Genomic DNA, 22,022 nt, shown 5'->3' with positions numbered 1-22,022 from the left:
CTGGGGCAGTCCGCTTTACTCCGATGCTGCAATAAGACTGGCATTGCCTCCCGCTGCAGTTGTATCCACACAAAGATGACGCTCAATCACATAACGCTGATCAAGAGTGTGTTCGGTAATCAGCGGTAGTAAGGCTCCATCACGCCTGGCCAGAGCCAGGCGGTACTTTTTCAGGAGTGGCTGTTCAGCGCAGCTTACCACTGCTTCAAAGCCTCTCGCCGTGGCCAGTGCGTCCGGCTCAAGGTTGCCTTCAGTTCCCACGACTGGCAGCCCGGCTTTCTCAGCGCGGCTCACAGTGTCAGTAATGCCCGGAGCTATAACCACTGCCTTGTTGCCCTGGGACAATGCCATGGCCGCCTGTGCCAATGCTGTTTCTTTATCCGGCCCAAGGCACAATACGAGTCCGCGGGCGTGATTGGATAGTCTGTTAAGCTCACCCGTTGGCCCCGGCAATTCTTCGGTATGGGCATCCAACGGCTCGGGAACCATACCGAAAACCGGCTCCAGGGCTTCTATTCTTGCTTCCGGGGCGAGAACTTTGCGTTTATCCAGACTGCCGATCAGCTCTTCCAGCTTCTTGCCATCGATCGCTTTACTACCGGGATCAGCCGGGCGCTCAGCTGCAGCGCCTTTGAGGAAACGACGAACATACTGCGGACCACCAGCCTTGGGGCCAGTTCCGGAAAGGCCCTCACCACCAAACGGCTGAGATCCGACGATCGCACCAATCTGGTTGCGGTTAACATAAGTATTGCCAACCTTGATGCGGCTTGAGATCCGGTCCACCCGATTATCAACCCGGCTATGGATACCGAACGTCAGCCCGTAGCCTTTGGCGTTTATCGAATCGACAACCTTATCGATGTCTTTGGCCTCAAAGGTCGCCACGTGCAGTACCGGCCCGAAAATTTCTTCTTCCATATCTTCTATTCCGCTGACTTTCAGCACAGCGGGTGAGACAAACAGGCCTTTTTCCGGCACGGGAAGTTTTTTGAGCAGGAGGCCTTTTTGTTCAAACATCTCACAGTGATCTGCGATCTTTTTCCGCGCTGCTTCGTCAATGACCGGGCCCACGTCTGTGGAAAGTGCCCAGGGATCACCAATCCCAAGCTCCTCCATGGCGCCGTAGAGCATTTCCAGCAAGTGGTCAGCAATATCCGTTTGCACATACAGCATGCGCAGCGCCGAACAACGCTGGCCAGCGCTCTGGAATGATGAAGCCAGCACATCCCGGACTACCTGCTCAGGCAGGGCCGTTGAATCAACAATCATGGCGTTCAGGCCACCGGTTTCAGCCACCAATGGTGCATCCGGAGCCATGTTTTCTGCCATAACCTTGTTGATACGCTGGGCAGTGGCGGTAGAACCAGTGAAGCACACACCAGCTACCCGGGAGTCAGAAGTGAGTGCGGTTCCCACTGTAGCGCCGGAGCCTGGCAGAAGCTGTATCGCGTCTTTGGGGATCCCGGCTTCGTGCATCAGTTCAACAGCACGAGCGGCCAGGAGCGACGTTTGCTCCGCTGGTTTGGCAACAACTACGTTGCCCGCAGCCAGGTTGGCAAGGATCTGGCCGGCAAAGATTGCCAGCGGGAAGTTCCAGGGTGAAATACAGCAGATAACACCGCGGGCTTCACCGCTGTCTTTGTAGCGCAGGGCTTCATTAGCGTAGAACTGTGAAAAATCTACAGCCTCGCGAATTTCAGCAATGGCATCCAGCAGGGATTTACCCGCTTCCCGGGTTGTCAGAGCAAACAGCTCATGGGAGTTTTCCTCCAGCAGGTCCCCAACTTTACGAACACAGGCTGCGCGCTCTTCCACCGGCACAGCGGACCAGCTTGTAAAACCTTGCTGTGCGGCGCCAATAGCGGCAGACACATCAGCTTCATCAGCCTGGGTAATATGCCCGACCAGATCGTCTGGATTCGCCGGGTTCCTGACTTCCAGCACTTCAGTACCCTTGATATCCGCAGCAATGAGCGGGCCACCCACCCAACGATAGCTGCGAAATTCCCCACGGCCCTCATTGACTCTCTCTACCGTCACCGGATCGGTAATATCCCATCCTTTGGAGTTACGGCGATTGGCCCCAAAAAGGTTCTCCGGGCGAACAATGAGTTTGCTGGAAAGGTTGTCACCCAGCTCCTGAACGACATCAATGGGATCCCTGGCAATGTCTTCAGGAGTTATGCTCGTGTCTACAATCTGGTTAACAAAGGAACTGTTAGCTCCGTTTTCAAGCAACCGGCGTACAAGATAAGCCAGCAGATCGCTATGTTTGCCAACAGGCGCGTATATTCTGCAGGGAACACCGCTCTCTTCGAGAACCTGGTTATGCAGCGATTCTCCCATACCATGAAGACGCTGGAACTCGTAATTTTTCAGACCAGCACTTTTGGCCAGTTCCAGAATTGCAGAAACAGAATGGGCGTTATGTGTAGCAAACTGCGGGTATATACGATCGCTCATGCGCACAAGCTTCCTGGCGCATGAAAGGTAGGAAACATCACTGCACGCCTTACGCGTAAACACCGGGAAATCAGTCAACCCCATTACCTGGGCGCGCTTGATCTCAGCATCCCAGTAAGCGCCCTTCACCAGGCGAATCATGATACGGCGATCGAGCTTTTCGGAGAGTGCGTACAACCAGTCAATGGTATGGGAAGCGCGTTTGGCGAAAGCCTGAACAACCACGCCAAAGCCGTCCCAGCCTGCAAGCTCCGGATCAGACAGAAGGCCTTCAATGACATCCAGAGACAGATCGAGGCGATCCTGTTCCTCGGCATCAATATTGAACCCCATATTCGCCGCCGCTGCTTTTTTGGCCAGCTTCAGGGCCCGGGGTAACAGCTCGGTCATCACTCGTTCTTTTTGGCCATACTCGTAACGGGCCAGTAGTGCAGAGAGTTTGACGGAAATCCCCGGATTTTTCCGAACATCGCCTTTGCAGTTTTTGGCAATGCTATCGATGGCATTGGAATAGGATTCAAAATAACGACGGGCATCGGCATCTGTACGTGCGGCTTCGCCAAGCATGTCGTACGAATAGGTGTACCCCTTGGCCATATAGGAGCTGGCTTCACTCTGTGCCTCTTCGATGTTACGGCCCAGAACAAACTGCCGTCCCATTTCCTTCATGGCCTGGCCTGCAACTGTGCGAACCACCGGCTCACCAAGGCGCTTGACCAGCTTTCGCAACGTATCCCCTATCGTGTGACGCTCAGAATCTTTCAACAGGTTGCTCGTCATCAACAGCGCAACGGTTGTGGAATTGATAAACGATGACGTCGCCTTGCCAACGTGAGCACTCCAGTTACCGGAGGTAATCTTGTCTTCAATCAGAGCATGAATGGTTGTGTTATCCGGCACACGCAACAGCGCCTCTGCCAGGCACATTAACGCAACACCCTCTTTGGTGGTGAGGCCATATTCCGCAAGGAACTTTTCCATGATCGTGGATTTCGCGTTTGCACGAACGCTACGCACCAGGTCTGCGGCCCTGGCGGATATTGCTTCACGCTCTTCGCGGGACAACCGAGCGTCAGCAATCAACTCATGAATCACTTTATGTTCATCTTCGAGATAATAATCACGAATCGCCTGCCGGCTTTCAGAAATTTCGGGAGTCACTGATTGCTGCGCTAACATAGCTGCACTCTCTCGGTTGTTTGCTCAGTTGTTTGCCTTTTTCGCATTCTACCTACAACGACAAAGTCAGTTTCACTATAAAATCCCATATCGCATACCATTACGGCTTTATTAATCTACAATAATCAACAAAAACCCTTCTCAATAACGCCCCTTAAGGTAAAATGACCTTAATCATCAACCTGTACCAATCGAAAACCCTGTAGCGTCTGGCGCTTACAATCTAAAGCATAGCGTCCATATCGATGACTTGCCCAAAAGTAACAAACTCAGGCTTTGCCGGGAGTTCAGAACCGGAATAGCAGGAAAAATCAGGTACGAAAAAGGTATAAGGCTCCAGACCATGAACGAACTCGACCGAATCGATCACTCAATTATTCGTGAATTACAGAAGAATGCGCGGATCACGATCACCGACCTTGCCTCTCGTGTAGGCCTCTCGAAAACTCCGTGTCAGGTACGCATGCGGCGGCTTGAGGAGCAAGGGTTCATTACGGGTTACACGGTGCTGGTGAATCAGACCAAACTGGGGCAAAGCCACATTGCTTTCGCGCAGGTGACCCTGAGTGATACCAGCAGCGATGCGTTGAAGGCCTTCAACAAGGCCGTCAAACAGATTGCCGCGATTGAGCAGTGCCACATGATGGCCGCCAATTTCGATTACCTGATGAAGGTGCGGACACGCAACATGGCAGAATACAGGCAGGTATTGGGTGAACAGATTTCAGCACTGCCCCATGTGCTGCAAACGAGTACGTTTGTAGTAATGGAAAGCGTAAAAGATGCGGGGCTCTAAGGAGCCTGGTTGTTAACCCGGGCCAGCCCCAGAGTAGACAGGTGCAGGCCAAGTTCACTCCGGTAAAGCGCATTGCCGATACCAAGCACAATATTTTCTACCGTGAAGTTAGACGACACTGCACTGGCACCGCCAATCGAACGGGCCTCCAGAACGAGCACCAGCCGCAGCAAATCAAGAAGGCGGATAACCAGATCCAGAATACCAAAATCTTCTGGCGCATCATCGATGCGGGCCAGCACGTAAGTTCTGGCAGCTTCCACCACAAAGGCTTCATGATCTGTCAGATGCTCGGCACTCAGACATTTAATGGATTCGACGCGCTGCTCCCGCTCGCGCCTGATAGCCTCCAGACAAACCTGACCAGAGTTTTCCGGCGCATGGCCTCCGCGCAGAAGACCCGCGAGCCGGAAGTCCACTTTGCCCTCGCTGCGCATCTGCTCATATTCATTATTCAGGCTTTCTTTTGCATGAGGCAGATAACGGCGGATCGCCGCCTCGCGAGCTCTTTCCAGGTCTTCAGTCGTCGCCAGGCTCACCAGCGAACTCATCACGCGCACGCAATGGAGCAGGTGTTCCCAGTCGGCAGGCCCGATTGCGAGCGGATCGTCCGGTAGTACACGCTTGGCAGACACAAACTTGAAATACAGAGCCGTTACTTCCTGCTCAGAAAAATCAGAGGTGCGAATAATTCGCCGCAGCCCCAGCTTTTCAATATCCCGCAAAAGACTGGGAATCAGCATCAGGACATAGTGCTGCGCACCTTCTGATATCGACATGAACTACTGCTCCGCTTCCTTGTTCTTGGTCTGGCGTGCAAGATGAAGCACCCATACACCAAGCGCCATCACCAATAATGTAAGCCACAGGCCATTTGTGTAGTTACCCTCAACATCAGCCAGATACCCCACAACAGCGGGCGCCAGCATCTGGGCGATACCATAGCTGAAGGTGAGCCGGCTCATGGGCCGGGAAGGATTTTCCGGAAACTCCCGCCCAACCATCGCCAGCATCATGCTGACGATGCCTATAAAGCTGGCACCATAAATGATGGCGCTGAGCATGACACTGAACATGCTCGTGTTGATGATCAGCATCAGGATACTGACCGCATTAAGCGAATAGGCCAGGTAAAGGGCCGTCCACTGCCCCCACCGGCGTGTGAACACATCCCAAAGCCAGCAGGCCGGTGTGGCTGAAAGGCCAGCAACAAGCCAGATCAGCCAGCCATGGCCAGTGAGAGTCGGTATGGACTCGGCAATGGCCACCAGGAAAGTCGCCGTTACCACATACCCTACTCCGGCACAGAAATAGGCCAACTGCAAAATTACGACAAAATGGCTTCGCTCATCACTGGCCGAAGCGCTTCCGGTCCGCGGCAAGGCACTGGTACGATAATCCGGCATCCAGCGCCAGACGGGAACCAGCAACGCCAGCCCCACAAGCCCGTATATCACCCATTGCTGATCCCAGCTGAAGGATCCTTTGATCAGCTCCGCGAGAACTGCCGTAAGAACAATCCCCAACCCGATACCCGAAAAGAAAACACCAAGTTCGGATTTCTCGTTGTTTTTGATCAGCCAGCTCATCAACAGGCCCGCACCAAGCAGCATACCTGCAGACGTGCTCAGGCCGGAAACAAAACGCAGGACAAACCACAACCATATCTCGGTGGTGTACCCCATGAGAACCGTAGAGACAACCGCCACAACAAGTCCAAGCTGATACAGCTTTACCTTGAGATCAAGATCGCTGATCCGGGTGATAAGAAGCGCCCCCGTAAGGTAGCCGGCATAGTTCACTGTCGCGAGCATGCCTACTACGGACTGACTCAGCCCAAGCGCTTCCATCATTTCAGGAATCATTGGCGTGTATGAGAACCGTGCGACCCCGACCGTGACCATTACAGTGATCACGCTGGCCACCAGCACCCTTATTGTTTCTATTGTTTTCACGGGGCTTCCCTAACTCAGAGCAACGTCAGATCAGGCGCGGCTAAGAAACTTACGCTCCTCAACATTGATTTTGATGCGGTCGCCAGTGGAAATATGCTCGGGAACCTGAATCACCAACCCGGTTTTCATTTTTGCGGGTTTGGTACGAGCTGTTGCTGAGCCCCCCTTTACGGAAGGATCTGTTTCCTCAATATCAAGTTCTACAGTTGGCGGGAGTGCCAGGGCTACAGGCGCGTCGCTGACCAGAATCACCATAACGCCCTGAGTGTCTTCAGTGATAAATAGCAACTCATCTGCAATTGCTTCACGGCTCAGACTGTATTGAGTGAAGTCTTCGCTATCCATGAAGACATATTCATCACCGTCAGAATAGGAAAAGGCTGCTGGCCTGCGCACAAGATCTGCGAGGTTCAGCATATCGGAGTCCTTGAACGTCTCGTCGATCTTGGCTCCTGAGACCACATCGTACATACGCATGCGATAAAGACTGCCACCGGCCCGCCCCTGAGGAACAGAGCGCTCGATGTCTTTTACGAAATAAACCCGGCCTTCATATTCAACCGCAGAATTCTTCTTGATTTCATTTGCTCTAGGCATTTTTTAAAGCTCCGAAACAATACCGTAAACGCGTTCATACCGGGCATAAGCCGGCGTGTTTCACACCCGGCAATTCTACCCGCAGATCAGCCCCGCTGATACGGGGCAGGCGGACACTATAGGTCATTCTGAAAAAAGCTTCCCGGCCCTATAACCGGATTCACATAAGAAATAGCAATTTGATGTAAGCTATGCTTAATAGTGACCATCATATTTGCTCTCATCTGGCTCAAGGCCGGAGCAATTCGCATGGTCGGCACGCTTACGGCTAACTTGAAAGGTTTTATGAAAGTACCCAAGAGATTACAGCCCCTGGTCGATGACGGCATGGTGGATGAAGTGCTTTACCAGCTTATGAGCGGTAAAGAGGCCCAGGTTTACGTAGTGCGGTGCGGCGATCACGTGCGCTGTGCGAAGGTATTCAAAGAAGCGCAGAAACGGAGCTTCAAACAAGCCGTTGAGTACCAGGAAGGCCGAAAAGTACGTAACAGCCGCCGGGCCCGGGCGATGAGCAAAAAAACCCGCTATGGCCAGAAAGAGCAGGAAGATGCCTGGCTCAATGCCGAAGTGGATGCTCTGTACCGTCTGGCTGAGGCTGGTGTGCGCGTACCTGCGCCCATGGGCTTTGTTGACGGTGTCCTGCTGATGGAGTTGATTGCCGACGCCGATGGCAAAGCTGCTCCGCGTCTGGACGATGTCACTCTCACCCCGGAGCAGGCAAGGGATTATCACGAACGGATTATCGCCGAGATTGTGCGGATGCTGAGTGCCGGGCTTATTCACGGTGACCTGTCAGAGTTTAACGTACTGGTAGACAGCAATGGCCCTGTGATCATCGACCTGCCCCAGGCCGTGAATGCTGCCGGTAACAACAACGCCGAGCGCATGCTGGAGCGGGATGTGGACAACATGCGCCGCTACTTTGCCAAATTCGCACCTGATCTGCTGATTACGGATTATGGCAAGGAAATCTGGGCGCTGTACGAGAGCGGCGACCTGCACCCAGACAGTAAACTGACCGGATGTTTCGAACACGACACACACAGTGCCGATGTCGACGAACTTATGGCGGTGATTGACGCAGCAAAAGAGGAAGAAAGAGACCGGCAGGAACGCATGCAGGAAGACGACGAGGACTAATACCTGCCCCCGTCACTCCGGGCGAACTACCAGGCCAGCCAGATAACATGTTTTGCGCCTTTACCGGGGCGATGAGCCCGTACAGTCACCGCCTCTGCAGAAAGCCCGGCACGCTTCAGGCGTTCGGTAAAGGTTGGATCCTGGCCTGCTGACCAGTAGGCAAGGATACCCTCCGGCCGCAAAGCCTCCTGCGCTGCGGCAATTCCTGCAGGCGTATATAGCCAGTCATTTTCCTTACGCGTCAGGCCTTCGGGGCCGTTATCTATATCCAGAAGAATGGCATCATAGCCGGCAGGCGAATCCTTGATCAGCTGCACTACATCACCAATGTGCACCCGCGCACGGGAGTCTTTCAGCGGATAACCCGCCGCACTGCCCAGCGGCCCCAGATTCCACTGTTCCACTTCTGGCACCAGCTCTGCAACAGTAATCTCTGCAGTGTCTCCCAGAGACTGCAGAGCGGCCGCCAGAGTAAAGCCCATACCCAGCCCACCAATGAGCACCTTTGGTGCCGGATGGTCCGCAATGCGCTCACACGCCAGGGTTGCAAGGGCGTCCTCAGAGCCATGCAGGCGGGTATTCATCAGCTCACCGCTGGTGCCAGCAATACGAATAGAAAACTCATCATTTCGTTGCAACAGGCGTAATTCTGTACCCTTGCCTGGAATAATCGCGGTACCAAGTAACTCAAAGCGAGTCATAAAAACCTCTTAGGATGGAATTCTGGAGAGCAAGGGAAGTCAATTCTGCGCGAGGATGGCTCGTTCCGCTGCACCAGGAAGTATGCCAGTCAGCCAGGCCTCAATAACAATCTCACCATGCTGGTTGGATAGCACCGCTTCAGCCTTTGCGCGGTTACGCTCATCTGCGTCAGTAACGGTGAACTCGCAGGTAATGGTATCTCCGAAATAAACCGGGCGGCGAAATCTGAAATTCATTCCGGATGCCAGCCAGCCAATCTGACCACCCACTTCGGTAATCATGCCACCGACAAGCAAGCCATGGCAGATTTTGCCCCGAAAATCCTTGGCGGCGGCGAAGCGTTCATCGTAGTGGACCGGGTTCATATCCCTGCTGATCTCGCCAAATGCCAGAGTGTCACTCTCGGCAAATGTCCGGGTAACCCTGAAAACATCACCAGCCCTGAGGCCTAGAACGGTCTGTTTTCGAATGTGCGTCACTTACAGCTCTCCGGAGATCGTTCTGGCAGGCACTCTAACACATCAAAACACAGGCTTTGCTCAGCCAACAGGTTTCGCCCCCTCAACTGCCGTATCAACCGGATATTTACTTTCACTACGGGCAACAATCGCAGTGCCTACCAGGTCTCCGGTCACATTAAGGCCGGTAGCCCCCATGCCGACCAGTGCATCGATGGAAACCAGCAGCGCGACGGTTTCAATCGGCAGGCCCACCTGGGCAAAAACCGTCGCAATCATTACGATACCTGCGCCGGGCACTCCCGCCGTCCCGATAGAGGTAAGTGTGCCAATAAGAACGATCTCTGCCATCGTCATCAGATCCAGAGGCACACCGACTACATTGGCCGCAAACACTGCAGAAATCGCGATACGGATTGCGGCACCATCCATGTTGATGGTGGCACCAAGCGGCAGACTGAAGCCATATATCCGTTTGGGTATGCCCAGGCGCCGTGCCGCATCCAGGGTCAGCGGCAAGGTGCCTGAACTGCTCTGGGTTGCAAAAGCTGTTGCCATGGGCGTACGCGCTTCACGAAAAAATGCCCGCACTTCCACACCATAAAAGCGCATAAGTATGCAGTACACAAACAGATGCGCCGCCAGCGCAATGTAAAGCACCAGCACCATGTCACCCAGAGCCAGTATAGTGGCCATGCCATGCTCGCCCGCTGTCTTGGCAACAATCGCGAACACCCCTATGGGCACATACTGGAGCACGCCAGCCATAACCTTCAGCGTGACCTCATTAAGCGCTTCAACAACCTTGAAAAGGTGCTCGCCAAGCTCTGCATGCGCCTCGGATTCCCGCAATTTAAGCAACGCAATGCCAAAAACAATGGCGATAAAAATAATACCCAGCAGATTCAGCTCGGTGAACGCCGCAAAAATATTGTCGGGGACGACGTTCAGCAACACACTCACAAACCCGGGGTTTACCGGTACGTTTATGTCTGCGTCTTCATCGAGCGCCATCCCGCTTCCGGGCTCGAATAAACTTGCAACCACCAGACCGACAACAATGGCCAGCGCGGATGTTAAAACATAGAACCCGAAAAGTTTCTGGCCGACCCGGCCCATGCTGCCGATGTTGGCCTGATTGACACCCACCATGAGCGTGAACAGCACGATAGGCACGATAAGAAACTTGAGCAGCCGTAGCAACAATTCGCCAAAGGGCGCCAGCCAGTCAGCAACTTGCGGCCCACCAATCAACCCCACTGCCAGACCCAGCACCAGGGCGATACTTACGCGCAGAATTAAAGAAGTATTCAGATAGCGGTGAAACAGAGCCCTCACCGGATCACCTCCAATGAGATTGATGTGCGCCTCAGCATAGTTAAGAGTTCCTGACGGGGAATAACGCAGAGTGTGGTGGAAATCGTCAGGCGGGTAAACCGCTAACCGGAACAATCTCTTTGGCGACCCTCACAGAGCTCTCACTGGGGCCATATTGAGTTATTCCGGCGCAGGCATCGTAACTCAGCACTGCAACTGGCGCACATCTGCCAGAAACTGATCAACAACCACCGGTGTTGTGGCCCAGGAGCACATCAGGCGCGCACTGCCACCAATAAAGTTGTAGAAACGCCACCCTTTGGCCCGCAGCGCGGCTTGCAAGGCCTCGGGCATTTCTACAAACACTCCGTTTACCTGCCTTGGATACCTGAGCCTGATTCCTGGCAGTCCAGCCAACCCGTCCGCAAGCCTCTTTGCACTGGCATTGGCATGGCGTGCGTTTTCCAGCCACACGTTATTCTCCAGCAACCCACACCAGGGCGCGGAAATAAACCGCATTTTTGAGGCAAGCTGTCCCGCCTGCTTACAACGCCATTCAAAGTCCTCGGCCAGGGCTTTATTGAAGAACACCACAGCTTCTCCCAGAGCCAGACCATTCTTGGTTCCGGAGAAACACAGCACGTCGACACCCGCTTTCCAGGTAATTTCCGATGGGTGCACATCCAGCGCCGCAACAGCATTCGCAAACCGGGCACCGTCCATGTGGATATTCAGCTTGTACTGATCCGCCAGCACACGAATGGCGCGAAGTTCGTCAGGGGTATAGATAGTGCCGACTTCCGTTGCCTGAGTAATACTCAGCGCCTTGGGTTTGGGGTAATGAATATCGCTGCGTTTGGTGACCAGATGTTCAATACTTTCCGGAGTCAGCTTCCCGTTTTCACCTTCACCCAGCAGGAGCTTGGCACCGTTGGAAGCATATTCCGGCCCACCACATTCATCAGTTTCAATATGGGCCAGCTCATGGCAGATAACACTATGGAACGATTGCCCGATGGATGCCAAAGCCAGCGAGTTGGCTGCTGTGCCATTAAACACAAAGTAGACATCACAATCTGTATCAAACAAGGACCTCAACCCATCTGAAGCCCGTTGCGTCCAGCTATCTTCTCCATAGGCAGGTTCATCCATACGGTTTGCTGCCTCCATCGCTTTCCATGCCTGAGGGCACACACCACTGTAATTATCGCTGGCAAACTGCTCCGATCGTGACACGGCAACACTCCTTTATCGGCAGATTAAACTTGGTGAAACGTCCGGGCAGTACGTTCAAACGTCAGGGCCATGCGTTCGAACATACCCTCAATAGTAGCTGTCTGGGCATCCGGCGCTTTGGCATCATAGATAGCGCCCAACAGTCCGGCGCTCGCTTCCCTGAACCGGGAGTTCATATCGCCACGGGCACTCATCAGATAGGTATCTGCCAGCACCTGCTGCCACTCTGCGAGTTTGCCATCCACAACGGTATTTCGATGATTCTTGATCCGCCGACGCAGGCGGATAGACATATGGCCAATATTCAAACCGGTAAAGCCCAGATCCGTCATGGTACGACTGGGATTTCCCGACTCCTGATCATAATTGGCGAGCCGCAAAAGGCGTTCCCCCATGCGGCCATTAAACCAGTTTTCCGGCCGGCGCTGGTCGTCTATGCCGACCAGGTCCCGGGCCGTTGCCTTGAGTAAACGACGCTGCATCAACTGGCTGTCCGGTGGTGTAATCAGCTTGAATACCCAGTAAAGAATGCTGATCCCGACAAACAACCCCAAAGCATTACTGGTCGCAACTTCCATATTGAAAGTCATATGGTTGCCCGGCTGCACAATAAGCGTGAAAGGAATACACAAGCCCAAACCGTAAGGCAGGGTTTTTCGGTTTGCAATTGCCAGCAGTGCGACGAAATAAGGGCCAGCAAGTATAAGCATCAGCGACTCAAAGTTTCCGCCACTGCTCGACAACAGACCCAATCCGAAAAACAGACTCAGCGGGATTGCGACTACAACTCCCAGTAGCAGCCGCCGCAAGATAGAGGTCAGTACCACCCGGGAAAACCGGGCAAACATCACCGAAAATACAACCGGCATAATCATCAGCATAATGGCTGCAGGGCTGCCGGTATTCAGCCATACCACTGCCCCGATCATGAAAACCACCGCTGTCCGGAAACCGTTAATGGCACCGATCAATGGATCCCGGTGAGTTTTCAGCCTGGAAGCTTTCAGCAGTGTCTGGTCCCGGTTTTCAAGCGCGTTGTACGCCCGTAATACCATCGCCAGATCCGCCACCAACTCTGCGGCTGTGTGAGTAAGACGGATCACAATAGCGGCTTCATTTTCATAGGCGGCCCTATGCTCAAGCAAAGCGCGCCTCAACGCCTGGGCCTCCAGGTAAGATGCTTCGTAATTGTCCGCTTCAGCGATCTTTATAAAATGAGCCCGCATGTCTTCCAGCAATTTACTGAAGGCCGGCGAAACCAGATCCGGGTGATTGCGCGGAAAACGCCCCATGATCTGTGTAACAGCCAGCAATGACATCACCTTGTTACAGAGCAGATTTGCCGCCCGGCTCCGCCCCGGCCCCTCGGGGCCTTCATAAGCGACAGCGCTGGAATCGTCGTTCAGCGCAACGAGGTTCTCCAGTATCTGATCGGCATGCTGGTGACGCTGCTCGTGAGTGCTGTCCGGGTCCAGTTCGAGAGAGAGGTATTCAAGGGTTTTATTGATGACAGCACGGGCATGACTGCGCAGGCTATCCTTAACCGTGACAGGCCACAGCAACTGGCTGACAAGCATCGCACATAGAGCGCCCACAGCGATTTCACTGATACGGGACTGGGCGATTTCGAACACTGCACGACTATCTGCCAGGTTAGAGGTTGCCATCACCAGCAAGACCACAAGACCCGCTGTCATTCCTGACATGGCAAAGGCATAAATGAAGTTGAGGTTATGCACCATGGACGATGCTGCAGAATTCAGGCCGATCCACAGCGTAAGACAGACAAGAGCAAGCAAGGGGTATGGCATGAAAAACGCCAGAATCAGAATCCCCGCGGCACCTCCCACCACCGACCCCAGAATCTGGCAAACAGCCTTTTCAGTCACCAGCCCGCTTTCCGGACGGATCTGCAGAAACATGGCAGATACCAGTGCCCAGTAGGGGCGATCAAGCTGCAGGTACATAGCTACAAACAATGCCAGCGCCACAGAGATCACCCCTTTCAGGGCAAATATCACAGCACTCCTGTCAGGCATCAGAAGCTGGGCCAGCAGCGGGTGGAGCGTCATACAGGGAGCACCGTTACTCGGTTTCCAGATAAATGGAAACTGTCATACCTGCGCTGATATTTACACCCTCCGGGAGCGGGTCGAGGGCTATATCTACAGGAATTCGCTGGGCAAGGCGCACCCAGTTAAAAGCCTGTTGCACCTGAGGCAGCATCTGACTATCACTGCGGGTATTTGAATCAGCTATGCCCCGGGCAATACTGACAACTTCTCCGGTAAGTTTCTCGTTACCGGAGAGCAGAGTAATCCGGGCCTTCTGCCCTACCTTCACCCGTTGCAGTTTGGTTTCTTCAAAATACCCGGTCACGTAAAAAGAGTCGCTTTTGATCAGCGACAAGGCAGCCTCCCCTCGGGTGGCATAGTTGCCCTGACGCAAAGCAAAGTTGTTCACTGTGCCGCTTTCCGGTGCCAGTACTTTTGTTCTTTCCAGATCGATCCGCGCCGTATCAAATTCGGCTTGTGCAAGCTGGTAACTGGCTTTCGCGGATTCAGCACGGATACGGAAGGTTTCCAGGCTCCCCTCGCTGACGGACTGGCGGTCTGCCACCTGCTGCCTGTTTTCATACTCATGTCTGGCAAGTTCCCAGGCTATGCGCTCCTGAACCAGCCGGGCGCCGGCCTCTGCGGATTTCGCCTGGTAGCGTGTATCATCAATGGTGAACAGAAGATCATCCTTGCTGACAGCCTGATTATTTTTCACGTTCAGCCCCGTCACCCAACCGGAAACGTCAGGGGCAATCGTGATGACATCTGCCCGAATCCGGCCATCCCGGGTCCAGGGTGAATAGAGATAGTAATTCCATACCCAGATTCCGGCTGCGACTGCAGCAGCCACCACCAGTAATGTAAGCCCAATACGCGCCGGTTTTCCCATGAAAGCCCTAATCTCCGAACAGATAAACGATAGCCGCCAGATAACAGACGAAGACAGCCACATCAAACCAGGCTTCCTTCCAGATATACCGGCGCAGTTCCAGATAATGCAGCGCCATTCGCGTAGCAGCCGCAAGAAGAAACGCCAGAGGCGCGATCACCAGCAATGGGCTGAACAACATCCCACCAATACTCATCTCATGAAGCATAACACCCCTGCTACCGACGCTTGCGACCCAGCCACACAGTCAATTCAGCCCCGAAAGAAGGCGCAGAGAACACGCTCCCCGAAGAAACACCAAACGACTTGCTGCCAAGCGGTTGATAATAGATGCCACTGGAGCAATTGGCCAATCTGTATATGCTAGAGTGAACGTTATATTTATACCGCGAGTTTATAAAGGATGTCGTCCCCAACTGTATTTGCCGTCTTCGCCGCTGCCTTCATCGCCTCAGCCATTTTCTATCTGTTCTTCTACAGATCCTGGCGCCGGGAACGTGAGTTGAAACAACCCTTCCCCAGAGCCTGGCGAAAACATCTGCGATCAACCGTACCTCTGTACCCTCAGTTGCCAAAAGACCTTCAGAAGATCCTGGAGAAGCAGGTACAACTGTTCCTCACAGAAAAGAATTTCTACGGATGCGACGGATTTGAGGTGAATGATCGCGTACGGGTAGCTGTAGCCGGGCATGCATGCCTTCTGACGGTCATGCGTTCATATGCAGATTACGATGGAGTTCGCAGCATTCTTGTCTACCCGGATGTTTACCGGGTGCAGGCTCCGGAGCGTGACGGCATGGTGGTTGGTGTCAGCGATCAGGTGCGGGCGGGAGAGGCTTCCTCTCTGGGACAGGTCGTGCTGGCCTGGTCGGAATGTGAAAGTGGAGCCATGCACCCCGAAGCCACGCACAACGTGATCCTCCACGAGTTTGCTCACCAGCTGGACTATCTGGACGGTACCGCAGACGGCGCACCACCCCTGAGCGGAGAACAAGCCCAGGAATGGCAGCAGACCATGACCATAGCCTATGACAACCTTCGGCATTCATTGAGGTATCGCCGCAAAAGCTGGCTGGACCCCTATGGCGCAACAAAACCCGCAGAGTTCTTTGCTGTCCTGACAGAAACCTTCTATCAGCAACCACAACATCTGAAAGAACAGCAGCCGGCAGTTTATGGCCTGCTTTGCGACTTCTACAGAATAGATCCTGGAGAACTGGCTCAGCGCTAGCTTGCCCGTTATGCGGTAAGGCCCAGGTTCTCCGCATCCTTCTCAATGCAATGATCCAGCAGCTCCAGGTAACCGGCTTTGGTTTTCAGTTTGGTCTGAGCATGCGCTCTCATGTTCAGTTTCCGGAAGGACTGAGCGAGTTCGTTAGCGCGGTTCAGAAGCTGCTCTGGCGCAACAACCTCATCAAGGAAACCAGCGGACACTGCGCCCTCAGGGTTATAGATCTCAGCATTGATAACCGAGCGGTAAAAATGGGCAGGTGCCAGACGGTGCCGGGCAATTTCTATACCCGCGTGGTGCATTGTCATTCCAATAGCGACTTCATTAAGCCCAAGCTTGAAGCTGCCCTCAACACCAATCCTATAATCCACAGACAGCATGATAAAGGCACCTTTGGCGATGGCGTGGCCGCTGCATGCACCTATGACCGGCAACGGAAACGCAGCCAGGCGACGGGTGAATTTTGAGCCAACAGTAACCAGCGCAGCCGCTTCCTTCATGCCCTTCTGCATTTCCTTCAGATCATAGCCACCGGAGAAAATACCCGGCTGCCCTGTCAGGATAACCACGGCCTTGTCCTGTTCGGCCTGATCCAGAGCCTTGTTCAGCTCTTCAAAAACCTCATGGCTGAGGGCATTCGCCTTGCCATTATTAACAACGACTGTTGCGACACCATCATTCAGCGAGTAATCAACAAAGTTCGTCACCAGCATTTCCTCTCGGTGGAGTTAGATCTGAATTCGCAGAACTTTGCCAGCTTATGCCTCCTGCCACAAATCATTCTTCACCGACTGCCGGTTTCTTCCGTAACTGATCAGTTACGGTGCTTGAGTGTCATGCGCAACTGAGCGCCAAAGCCTTTCTTTGAAGACAAGGGGATCAGGTAGCTGTCGCCATCGAACTCAGCCTTGCTCCCACCACGCTCACTCCATTGTTCGTCCGTGGTGACATAACGCAGATTCCAGCCATCTCCGGAAGGGGTCATTTTCAGTGTGAGCGTGTCCCGGTACAGATATTCACCTTCCACCCTGTGCTCGGTCCACAATGCACCATCAACAAAGTAATCTGTTGCAGATACAGCGAGGTCAACGGTCATCACCAGAGTTCGCCCGCGCTCAACTGTGATTTTCGAGCTATCAAGAAAAGTAGAAAAAAGTACAGGAGAACGAGCCGAATCCAGGCCGGCCTGCTCTGGTTTCATCATTTCATCAAACTTCCGGAGCACCGCACTGAAGGTTTCCCTGCGCCTCTCCGTCAACCGATAGCTGCGGGCGCCCCGGGGCGATACAGTGGCCTCAAAATAATAGGACGCCCGGACCCTTCTGCCCTCGCTCCTCGCCTTCTCAACAGACGGTGGCAGTGGCAACGACTCAACATCCATCACACCATCGACACGGACATCACCAAACAGGAACCGCACCAGGTTCTGGTAGCTGTCTTCGGAGTTAACAATCCCATATGGGCCACTGTGGCTGCGGTATACAAAGGCTCTGGGAGCACCCCGGACACTGGCATTCTCAATGGCAACCAGGCCGTCACTCATCTTGCCGGCGAGCCACTTTGACACCCCTTTGGCCGCCCCGTAATCCTGTTGATTGGTTCCGACAAGACAGAAAAACCGATCCGGGCTGAACTTCCCATCCAGCGAATCCACCCGCTCCGGCCTGCCAGCCAACCCCAGATAACCCGCCATGGTTTCGCGGTTGAAATTATTGATATCCCAGAGCCCGAGAAACGAAGGCACATTGATTCCGGCCATTTCTATACCGTTATGTGGCGTGGCGTAGGTGAACACCTTATCAACCATTTCCCGTACTGCCGGGGTACTGATCCCGTCATTCTGCAGCATGCACCGGCACACCAGTCCTCCCATGGAATGTGCTACGAGGGACACCCGGAACTCTTCCAGCAGTTTCGGGTTACCGCCGCATAACCGCTCCCGGATATTGAGAATCAGATCCCGGAGCTGCAAAGCCGCGGCAGGAATGGAAAGTGGTTTCCCCTCACCAAAATCTCTGTCTGCCTGATCGTAATAACGGTAGATAATGACGCTTTTCCGGGTAATATCCCTATCAATCTCAGCGCCATCTGAGAAGGCATCGGTATAACCGTAATCCTTCATCAGACGCATCATTGGCGATTCGAAGACCTGCTTGTAAACAGCCCCATCCCAGGATTGACGTACTTTTGTCGCGCCCAGGTTAAAGCCCATATAAGGCATGGATACAGTATCGGCGATTTCACTGTCGGTCATGGCATAGCCACGGACATAAATGATGGGGTGGAACTGGCTCATGATGCATGCTTCCTTTCAGGCTGATCCTGCCCTGTGCGCATGCGATATTCGTTCCGGAAGTCCATTTATGGTGAAGCTGCGAGCACTTGGGTTGCGTCGGCTAAGCCTGGTTTAACGGAAGTGTAAAAAAGGCTGACGGAAAAAACCCGTTCAGCCATCATCACAGACCTGCTATCCGTAATATTCAGAAAAAATAATACCGGACTATCTGCACGACAATCAGCACGGCTGCCAGCGGCAAAATGTAACCTGTAAGCTTGCCATAGCTGCGCTCCTCACCCTTCGGTGCATATTTCTCAACAAGAGGCAGGATTATCACCAGCGCCAATAAAAGAATGGCAAGGATTATCAACAATGTTCCCACGATAAAGACTCCCTGACTGCCTGCTTTCGTACCCGCCGGGCATGAGTATGATGCTTTTCAGTGTAGCACCTCCCTATACCCTGACTGAATAGGCTATATACAATATATATATTTGCTATAAAAAAATAATTGAAATAGCTTAAACAAACAATAAAAAACCCCACATGAAAAACCGAGAGCAATATAATGAAAACAAATAAAAAAATAAATTTAATTATATTACTTACATTGTTTACATCATTAATTGCAGGAAACGCTCTTGCAGGAATGAACCTACGCTATGCGGAGGGAACACCAAACCGGGGCGTTCGCGCAGAAGCATTAAACCACTTTGTAAATGAAATAAACCGTCGTTCTGATGGCGAACTGAGTATAGATGTCCACTGGGGTGGTGTTTTAATGAAGTATGGTTCCATTCTGGAAGGTGTTGCCGGAGGTACTGCTGACCTGGGAACCGTTCACTCGGCCTATCATCCCCAAAAAATGCGGGTTCTGAGCGTTGGCGACATACCGGTTACCGAATCTGACGCCTGGGTCGGAATGCGGGCCATGTACGATCTTATGACAACCAACGATCAAATGAAAAAAGCCTTTTCTGACAATGAAGTTGTGTATATCACCAATTACACGACAACATCCCTTCAGTTCGAATGCCAGGGTGATACCAGAATAAAATCCCTGGATGATTTTAAAGGTAAAAAAATTCGCGCATCAGCCCTGTATGGAAAAATATTATCGGACCTCGGCGCAAACCTCGTTAATTTTGGCTACGGCGAAGTTTATCAGGCACTGGATACAGGACTTATAGATTGTTCTGGAGGATATTTTTACGCCATGCGTGCTTTCAGAACAGCAGAAGTCGCAGATAGCGTTACCGCTCTTAACTGGGGACAGATAGCCGGAATGGCCATGGTTATGAACAAGTGGGCTTGGGATGAATTAACCCAGCAGCAACAGAATCTGATGCGATCGGTTGGGAGCGAAATGATCGATTTCTACGCAGAAAACGTCATTAAAGAAAACATGGACGTAGAGAAAAAACTGCCTACCGGTGAACTTGGAAACAAGGTAGAGGTGATTCACTGGTCCGAACAAGAACGATCAAGACTGATGAGTTACTCCGGAAAATATATACAAGGCTGGGTCGACGATATGAACAAAGCTGGCTTTGATGGACAGGAAATCTGGAATGACTATCAGATACTTCTCAGGAAATACCGGGATGAGCTCAATAGCGACGGCTACCCATGGGAAAGAAAGTGAACAGGCCAATCAATAGCTACTTTGGAGACGCAATGTTCCCGATTAATTTCCTGCATAAAACAGTGTTGAGCTCTCCTGATGCCACTGCCGCAATTGATGGGGACATTCGCTGTTCATATCGCACCCTTGGCGTGCGTAGCGATGCCCTGGGCTGCGGCATTCAGGCTGTTGCTGGAAAACCGCGCCCGATAGTGGCCATGCTCGGGCCAAACGACCTGGAAATGCTGGTAGCTTTGCTGGCCATCCATGCCAGTGGTTCAGTAGTGGTGCCTTTAAACATACGCAACACGGCCCACGAACTTGATGCGCAGGTTTCATTTGTTAAGCCTGATGTATTGATAGTTCACAAGGCCTACCTGGACAAAGTACTGAGTTTTGATGGAACGGTTCTTGTGGCAGGCGCAGATTCAGATGATGCAAGGGCAATGGTAGCTCTCGAACAGAAATACGCAGGGAAAGCACCCGAGTGGCAAGCTGAACTGAAGGACATGAGTGGCATCAAGTTTACAGGAGGGTCATCTGGCGTACCAAAAGGGGTTATGCAGTCGTTTCAGTGTGTCAATACGATGGTAAACAGCCTGTTACTCAAGTTCGACCTGAATTCCGAAGATCGTTATCTCTGTGCAGCACCAATGACCCATGCCGCAGGCGCATTTATTCTCCCCATACTGGCCTCTGGCGGAGCTGTTGTAATGACAGCAGACTCAAGCCCCGGAAGCCTTCTCGATCTGATTGAAAATGAGGAGATTACCGCAACATGGGTACCACCTACATTGCTTTACAAGCTGATTGATGAGCAAAAAAGCTCCCCTCGGAACGTGGCCTCTCTTCAGCATCTGATTTGGGGCGGCGCAGCTGCTTCTCCTGCTCGCTTACTGGAGGCCCGGAAGCTATTCGGGCCGGTTGTGGAAGCCATTTACGGTCAGACTGAAGCCCCTATGATGCTGGCAGCGGGCACAGCCAACGAACTCCAGGGTGAACGTCTCACATCTGTCGGGAAAGCAGGACCAATGACAGAACTCGGCATTCTGGATCCTGATGGACAATGCCTTCCTGACAATGAGCTGGGAGAAATTTGTGGACGAGGCCCACTGCTCATGGATGGTTACCTGGAGATGCCGGAAGCCACAGCAGCAACCATTCGCGATGGCTGGTTACACACCGGGGATCTGGGCATGGTTGATAGCGATGGATTTCTCTTTATCAAAGGTCGTATCCGGGATGTAGTGATCACCGGAGGGTTTAATGTTTATCCAGCTGATATAGAGGCGGTACTCGCCCAGCATCCTGCCGTGTCAGACTCTATTGTTTTTGGCGTGCCTGATGACTATTGGGGAGAACGGCTGGAAGCATCTGTAGAACTTCGGACCGGGGAAACGGCATCCACCGAGGAATTAATGTCCCACTGCAAAAAACTGGCAGGCCCGGTCAAAACCCCCAAATACATCCACCTGGTCAAGGCACTTCCTCGCAGTCCTGTTGGCAAAGTTTTACGGCGCGAAGCCCGTGATGCCGCTATGAACAGAGGCTCAGCGATAGCTCCGCCCGAATAGTCGGAAGAAAAGCAATACCTTCTGACAGACCAAACAGAACCAGAGCGCAGATAACTTATCCCGTGATTCTGTGGATAACTTTGTGAAAAGGTGCGGGACAAGCAAGGCCAAGCCAGTCAAAACGGGCGTCCGGCAAATATGACCGTTAAGTGACCAGGTCATTTACTGTCCAGCGGCGCCCTGCTGAATTGCCAGCCTGTACGGCCGTTCCAGTGCAGCTCGAACTTCGCCAATGGAAAACACTCGGGCAAACTCACCAAAACGCTGGCCTTCAAACCAGAGATGAATCACTGGCAAGGAAAAAATACCACGGGCAGCACACAGAGGCGCGGATGCCTGACAATCCACATAGAGCATCACCAGTTCAGGAAACTCGTCCCGCCCCAGCTTTTCCAGTTGGGGTTTAACTGCCTGACAGACCCCACAACCTTCTCCACCATACAATACAAGGACCGCACTACTCGTACTTACCAGTTTCACCAACGCCTCTTCGCTGCATATCGCAAGCATGCAACCTGGCACC

General features: G+C 52.9%; 20 protein-coding genes. 5 read left to right on the top strand and 15 right to left on the bottom strand.

Annotated elements, in window-relative coordinates; all coding sequences use genetic code 11:
• Window positions 1-15: 15 nt before the first annotated feature.
• Window positions 16-3,645, bottom strand: coding sequence for a bifunctional proline dehydrogenase/L-glutamate gamma-semialdehyde dehydrogenase PutA (gene putA, locus CPA50_RS03230; RefSeq protein WP_096781023.1), 3,630 nt, complete (start codon window positions 3,643-3,645; stop codon window positions 16-18).
• Between the two features lie 343 nt (window positions 3,646-3,988).
• On the opposite strand from putA, the gene CPA50_RS03225 reads away from it, so the two are divergent.
• Window positions 3,989-4,441, top strand: a complete 453-nt coding sequence (locus tag CPA50_RS03225) for a winged helix-turn-helix transcriptional regulator (protein WP_096781022.1) — start codon at window positions 3,989-3,991, stop codon at window positions 4,439-4,441.
• On the opposite strand, the gene CPA50_RS03220 is transcribed toward CPA50_RS03225, so the two are convergent.
• The 3 genes from CPA50_RS03220 to yeiP are packed head-to-tail and all read right to left on the bottom strand — an operon-like array spanning window position 4,438 to window position 6,993.
• Window positions 4,438-5,220: a hypothetical protein gene (locus CPA50_RS03220; protein ID WP_096781021.1), complete on the bottom strand. Its 783-nt coding sequence runs from the start codon at window positions 5,218-5,220 to the stop codon at window positions 4,438-4,440. The genes CPA50_RS03225 and CPA50_RS03220 overlap by 4 nt on opposite strands.
• Window positions 5,221-5,223: 3 nt before the next feature.
• Entirely contained in the window at window positions 5,224-6,396 is a 1,173-nt protein-coding gene (locus CPA50_RS03215) for a YbfB/YjiJ family MFS transporter (protein ID WP_096781020.1), read from the bottom strand.
• A 30-nt stretch (window positions 6,397-6,426) separates the two neighbouring features.
• A complete protein-coding gene (gene yeiP / locus CPA50_RS03210; RefSeq protein WP_096781019.1) occupies window positions 6,427-6,993 on the bottom strand; it encodes an elongation factor P-like protein YeiP in 567 nt (188 codons plus the stop codon).
• Between the two features lie 285 nt (window positions 6,994-7,278).
• Between yeiP and CPA50_RS03205 the strand changes: the two genes are divergently transcribed.
• Window positions 7,279-8,133, top strand: a complete 855-nt coding sequence (locus tag CPA50_RS03205; protein ID WP_096782312.1) for a PA4780 family RIO1-like protein kinase — start codon at window positions 7,279-7,281, stop codon at window positions 8,131-8,133.
• Between the two features lie 26 nt (window positions 8,134-8,159).
• Here the strand turns inward: CPA50_RS03205 and CPA50_RS03200 are convergent, their stop codons facing one another.
• The 7 genes from CPA50_RS03200 to CPA50_RS03170 form a co-directional block, all read right to left on the bottom strand.
• Window positions 8,160-8,834 (bottom strand): spermidine synthase, encoded by a 675-nt coding sequence (locus tag CPA50_RS03200; protein ID WP_096781018.1) that lies wholly within the window; start codon window positions 8,832-8,834, stop codon window positions 8,160-8,162.
• A 39-nt stretch (window positions 8,835-8,873) separates the two neighbouring features.
• Window positions 8,874-9,314, bottom strand: coding sequence for a MaoC family dehydratase (locus CPA50_RS03195; protein WP_096781017.1), 441 nt, complete (start codon window positions 9,312-9,314; stop codon window positions 8,874-8,876).
• 60 nt (window positions 9,315-9,374) lie between these two features.
• Window positions 9,375-10,631, bottom strand: a complete 1,257-nt coding sequence (locus CPA50_RS03190) for a dicarboxylate/amino acid:cation symporter (RefSeq protein WP_096782311.1) — start codon at window positions 10,629-10,631, stop codon at window positions 9,375-9,377.
• Window positions 10,632-10,814: 183 nt separating this feature from the next.
• Complete coding sequence (locus CPA50_RS03185) at window positions 10,815-11,846, bottom strand: threonine aldolase family protein (RefSeq protein ID WP_096781016.1); 1,032 nt, start codon at window positions 11,844-11,846, stop codon at window positions 10,815-10,817.
• 23 nt (window positions 11,847-11,869) lie between these two features.
• A complete protein-coding gene (locus CPA50_RS03180) occupies window positions 11,870-13,918 on the bottom strand; it encodes an FUSC family protein (RefSeq protein WP_096781015.1) in 2,049 nt (682 codons plus the stop codon).
• A 13-nt stretch (window positions 13,919-13,931) separates the two neighbouring features.
• Window positions 13,932-14,792, bottom strand: coding sequence for an HlyD family secretion protein (locus tag CPA50_RS03175; RefSeq protein WP_096781014.1), 861 nt, complete (start codon window positions 14,790-14,792; stop codon window positions 13,932-13,934).
• A gap of 7 nt (window positions 14,793-14,799) precedes the next feature.
• On the bottom strand, window positions 14,800-15,000 hold the full coding sequence (locus tag CPA50_RS03170) for a DUF1656 domain-containing protein (RefSeq protein ID WP_096781013.1): 201 nt from the start codon (window positions 14,998-15,000) through the stop codon (window positions 14,800-14,802).
• Window positions 15,001-15,195: 195 nt separating this feature from the next.
• Between CPA50_RS03170 and CPA50_RS03165 the strand changes: the two genes are divergently transcribed.
• On the top strand, window positions 15,196-16,023 hold the full coding sequence (locus tag CPA50_RS03165; protein ID WP_096781012.1) for a zinc-dependent peptidase: 828 nt from the start codon (window positions 15,196-15,198) through the stop codon (window positions 16,021-16,023).
• An 8-nt stretch (window positions 16,024-16,031) separates the two neighbouring features.
• Here CPA50_RS03165 and CPA50_RS03160 read toward each other — a convergent pair whose 3' ends face one another.
• The 3 genes from CPA50_RS03160 to CPA50_RS03150 form a co-directional block, all read right to left on the bottom strand.
• Window positions 16,032-16,730 (bottom strand): crotonase/enoyl-CoA hydratase family protein, encoded by a 699-nt coding sequence (locus tag CPA50_RS03160; RefSeq protein WP_179397145.1) that lies wholly within the window; start codon window positions 16,728-16,730, stop codon window positions 16,032-16,034.
• Between the two features lie 107 nt (window positions 16,731-16,837).
• Complete coding sequence (locus tag CPA50_RS03155) at window positions 16,838-18,319, bottom strand: esterase/lipase family protein (RefSeq protein ID WP_096781010.1); 1,482 nt, start codon at window positions 18,317-18,319, stop codon at window positions 16,838-16,840.
• Between the two features lie 184 nt (window positions 18,320-18,503).
• Entirely contained in the window at window positions 18,504-18,683 is a 180-nt protein-coding gene (locus tag CPA50_RS03150; protein ID WP_096781009.1) for a hypothetical protein, read from the bottom strand.
• A 186-nt stretch (window positions 18,684-18,869) separates the two neighbouring features.
• Here CPA50_RS03150 and CPA50_RS03145 point away from each other — a divergent pair, with 186 nt between their 5' ends.
• A complete protein-coding gene (locus CPA50_RS03145) occupies window positions 18,870-19,946 on the top strand; it encodes a C4-dicarboxylate TRAP transporter substrate-binding protein (protein WP_096781008.1) in 1,077 nt (358 codons plus the stop codon).
• Between the two features lie 32 nt (window positions 19,947-19,978).
• Window positions 19,979-21,499, top strand: coding sequence for a class I adenylate-forming enzyme family protein (locus tag CPA50_RS03140; RefSeq protein WP_179397144.1), 1,521 nt, complete (start codon window positions 19,979-19,981; stop codon window positions 21,497-21,499).
• Between the two features lie 162 nt (window positions 21,500-21,661).
• Here CPA50_RS03140 and CPA50_RS03135 read toward each other — a convergent pair whose 3' ends face one another.
• Window positions 21,662-22,009: a thioredoxin family protein gene (locus CPA50_RS03135; RefSeq protein WP_096781006.1), complete on the bottom strand. Its 348-nt coding sequence runs from the start codon at window positions 22,007-22,009 to the stop codon at window positions 21,662-21,664.
• Window positions 22,010-22,022 lie beyond the last annotated feature (13 nt).

Source organism: Marinobacter sp. ANT_B65 (genome assembly GCF_002407605.1).
Classification (GTDB): domain Bacteria; phylum Pseudomonadota; class Gammaproteobacteria; order Pseudomonadales; family Oleiphilaceae; genus Marinobacter.
Note: the sequence above shows the minus strand (reverse complement) of the source record. Positions and strands in the feature narration are given on the sequence as shown.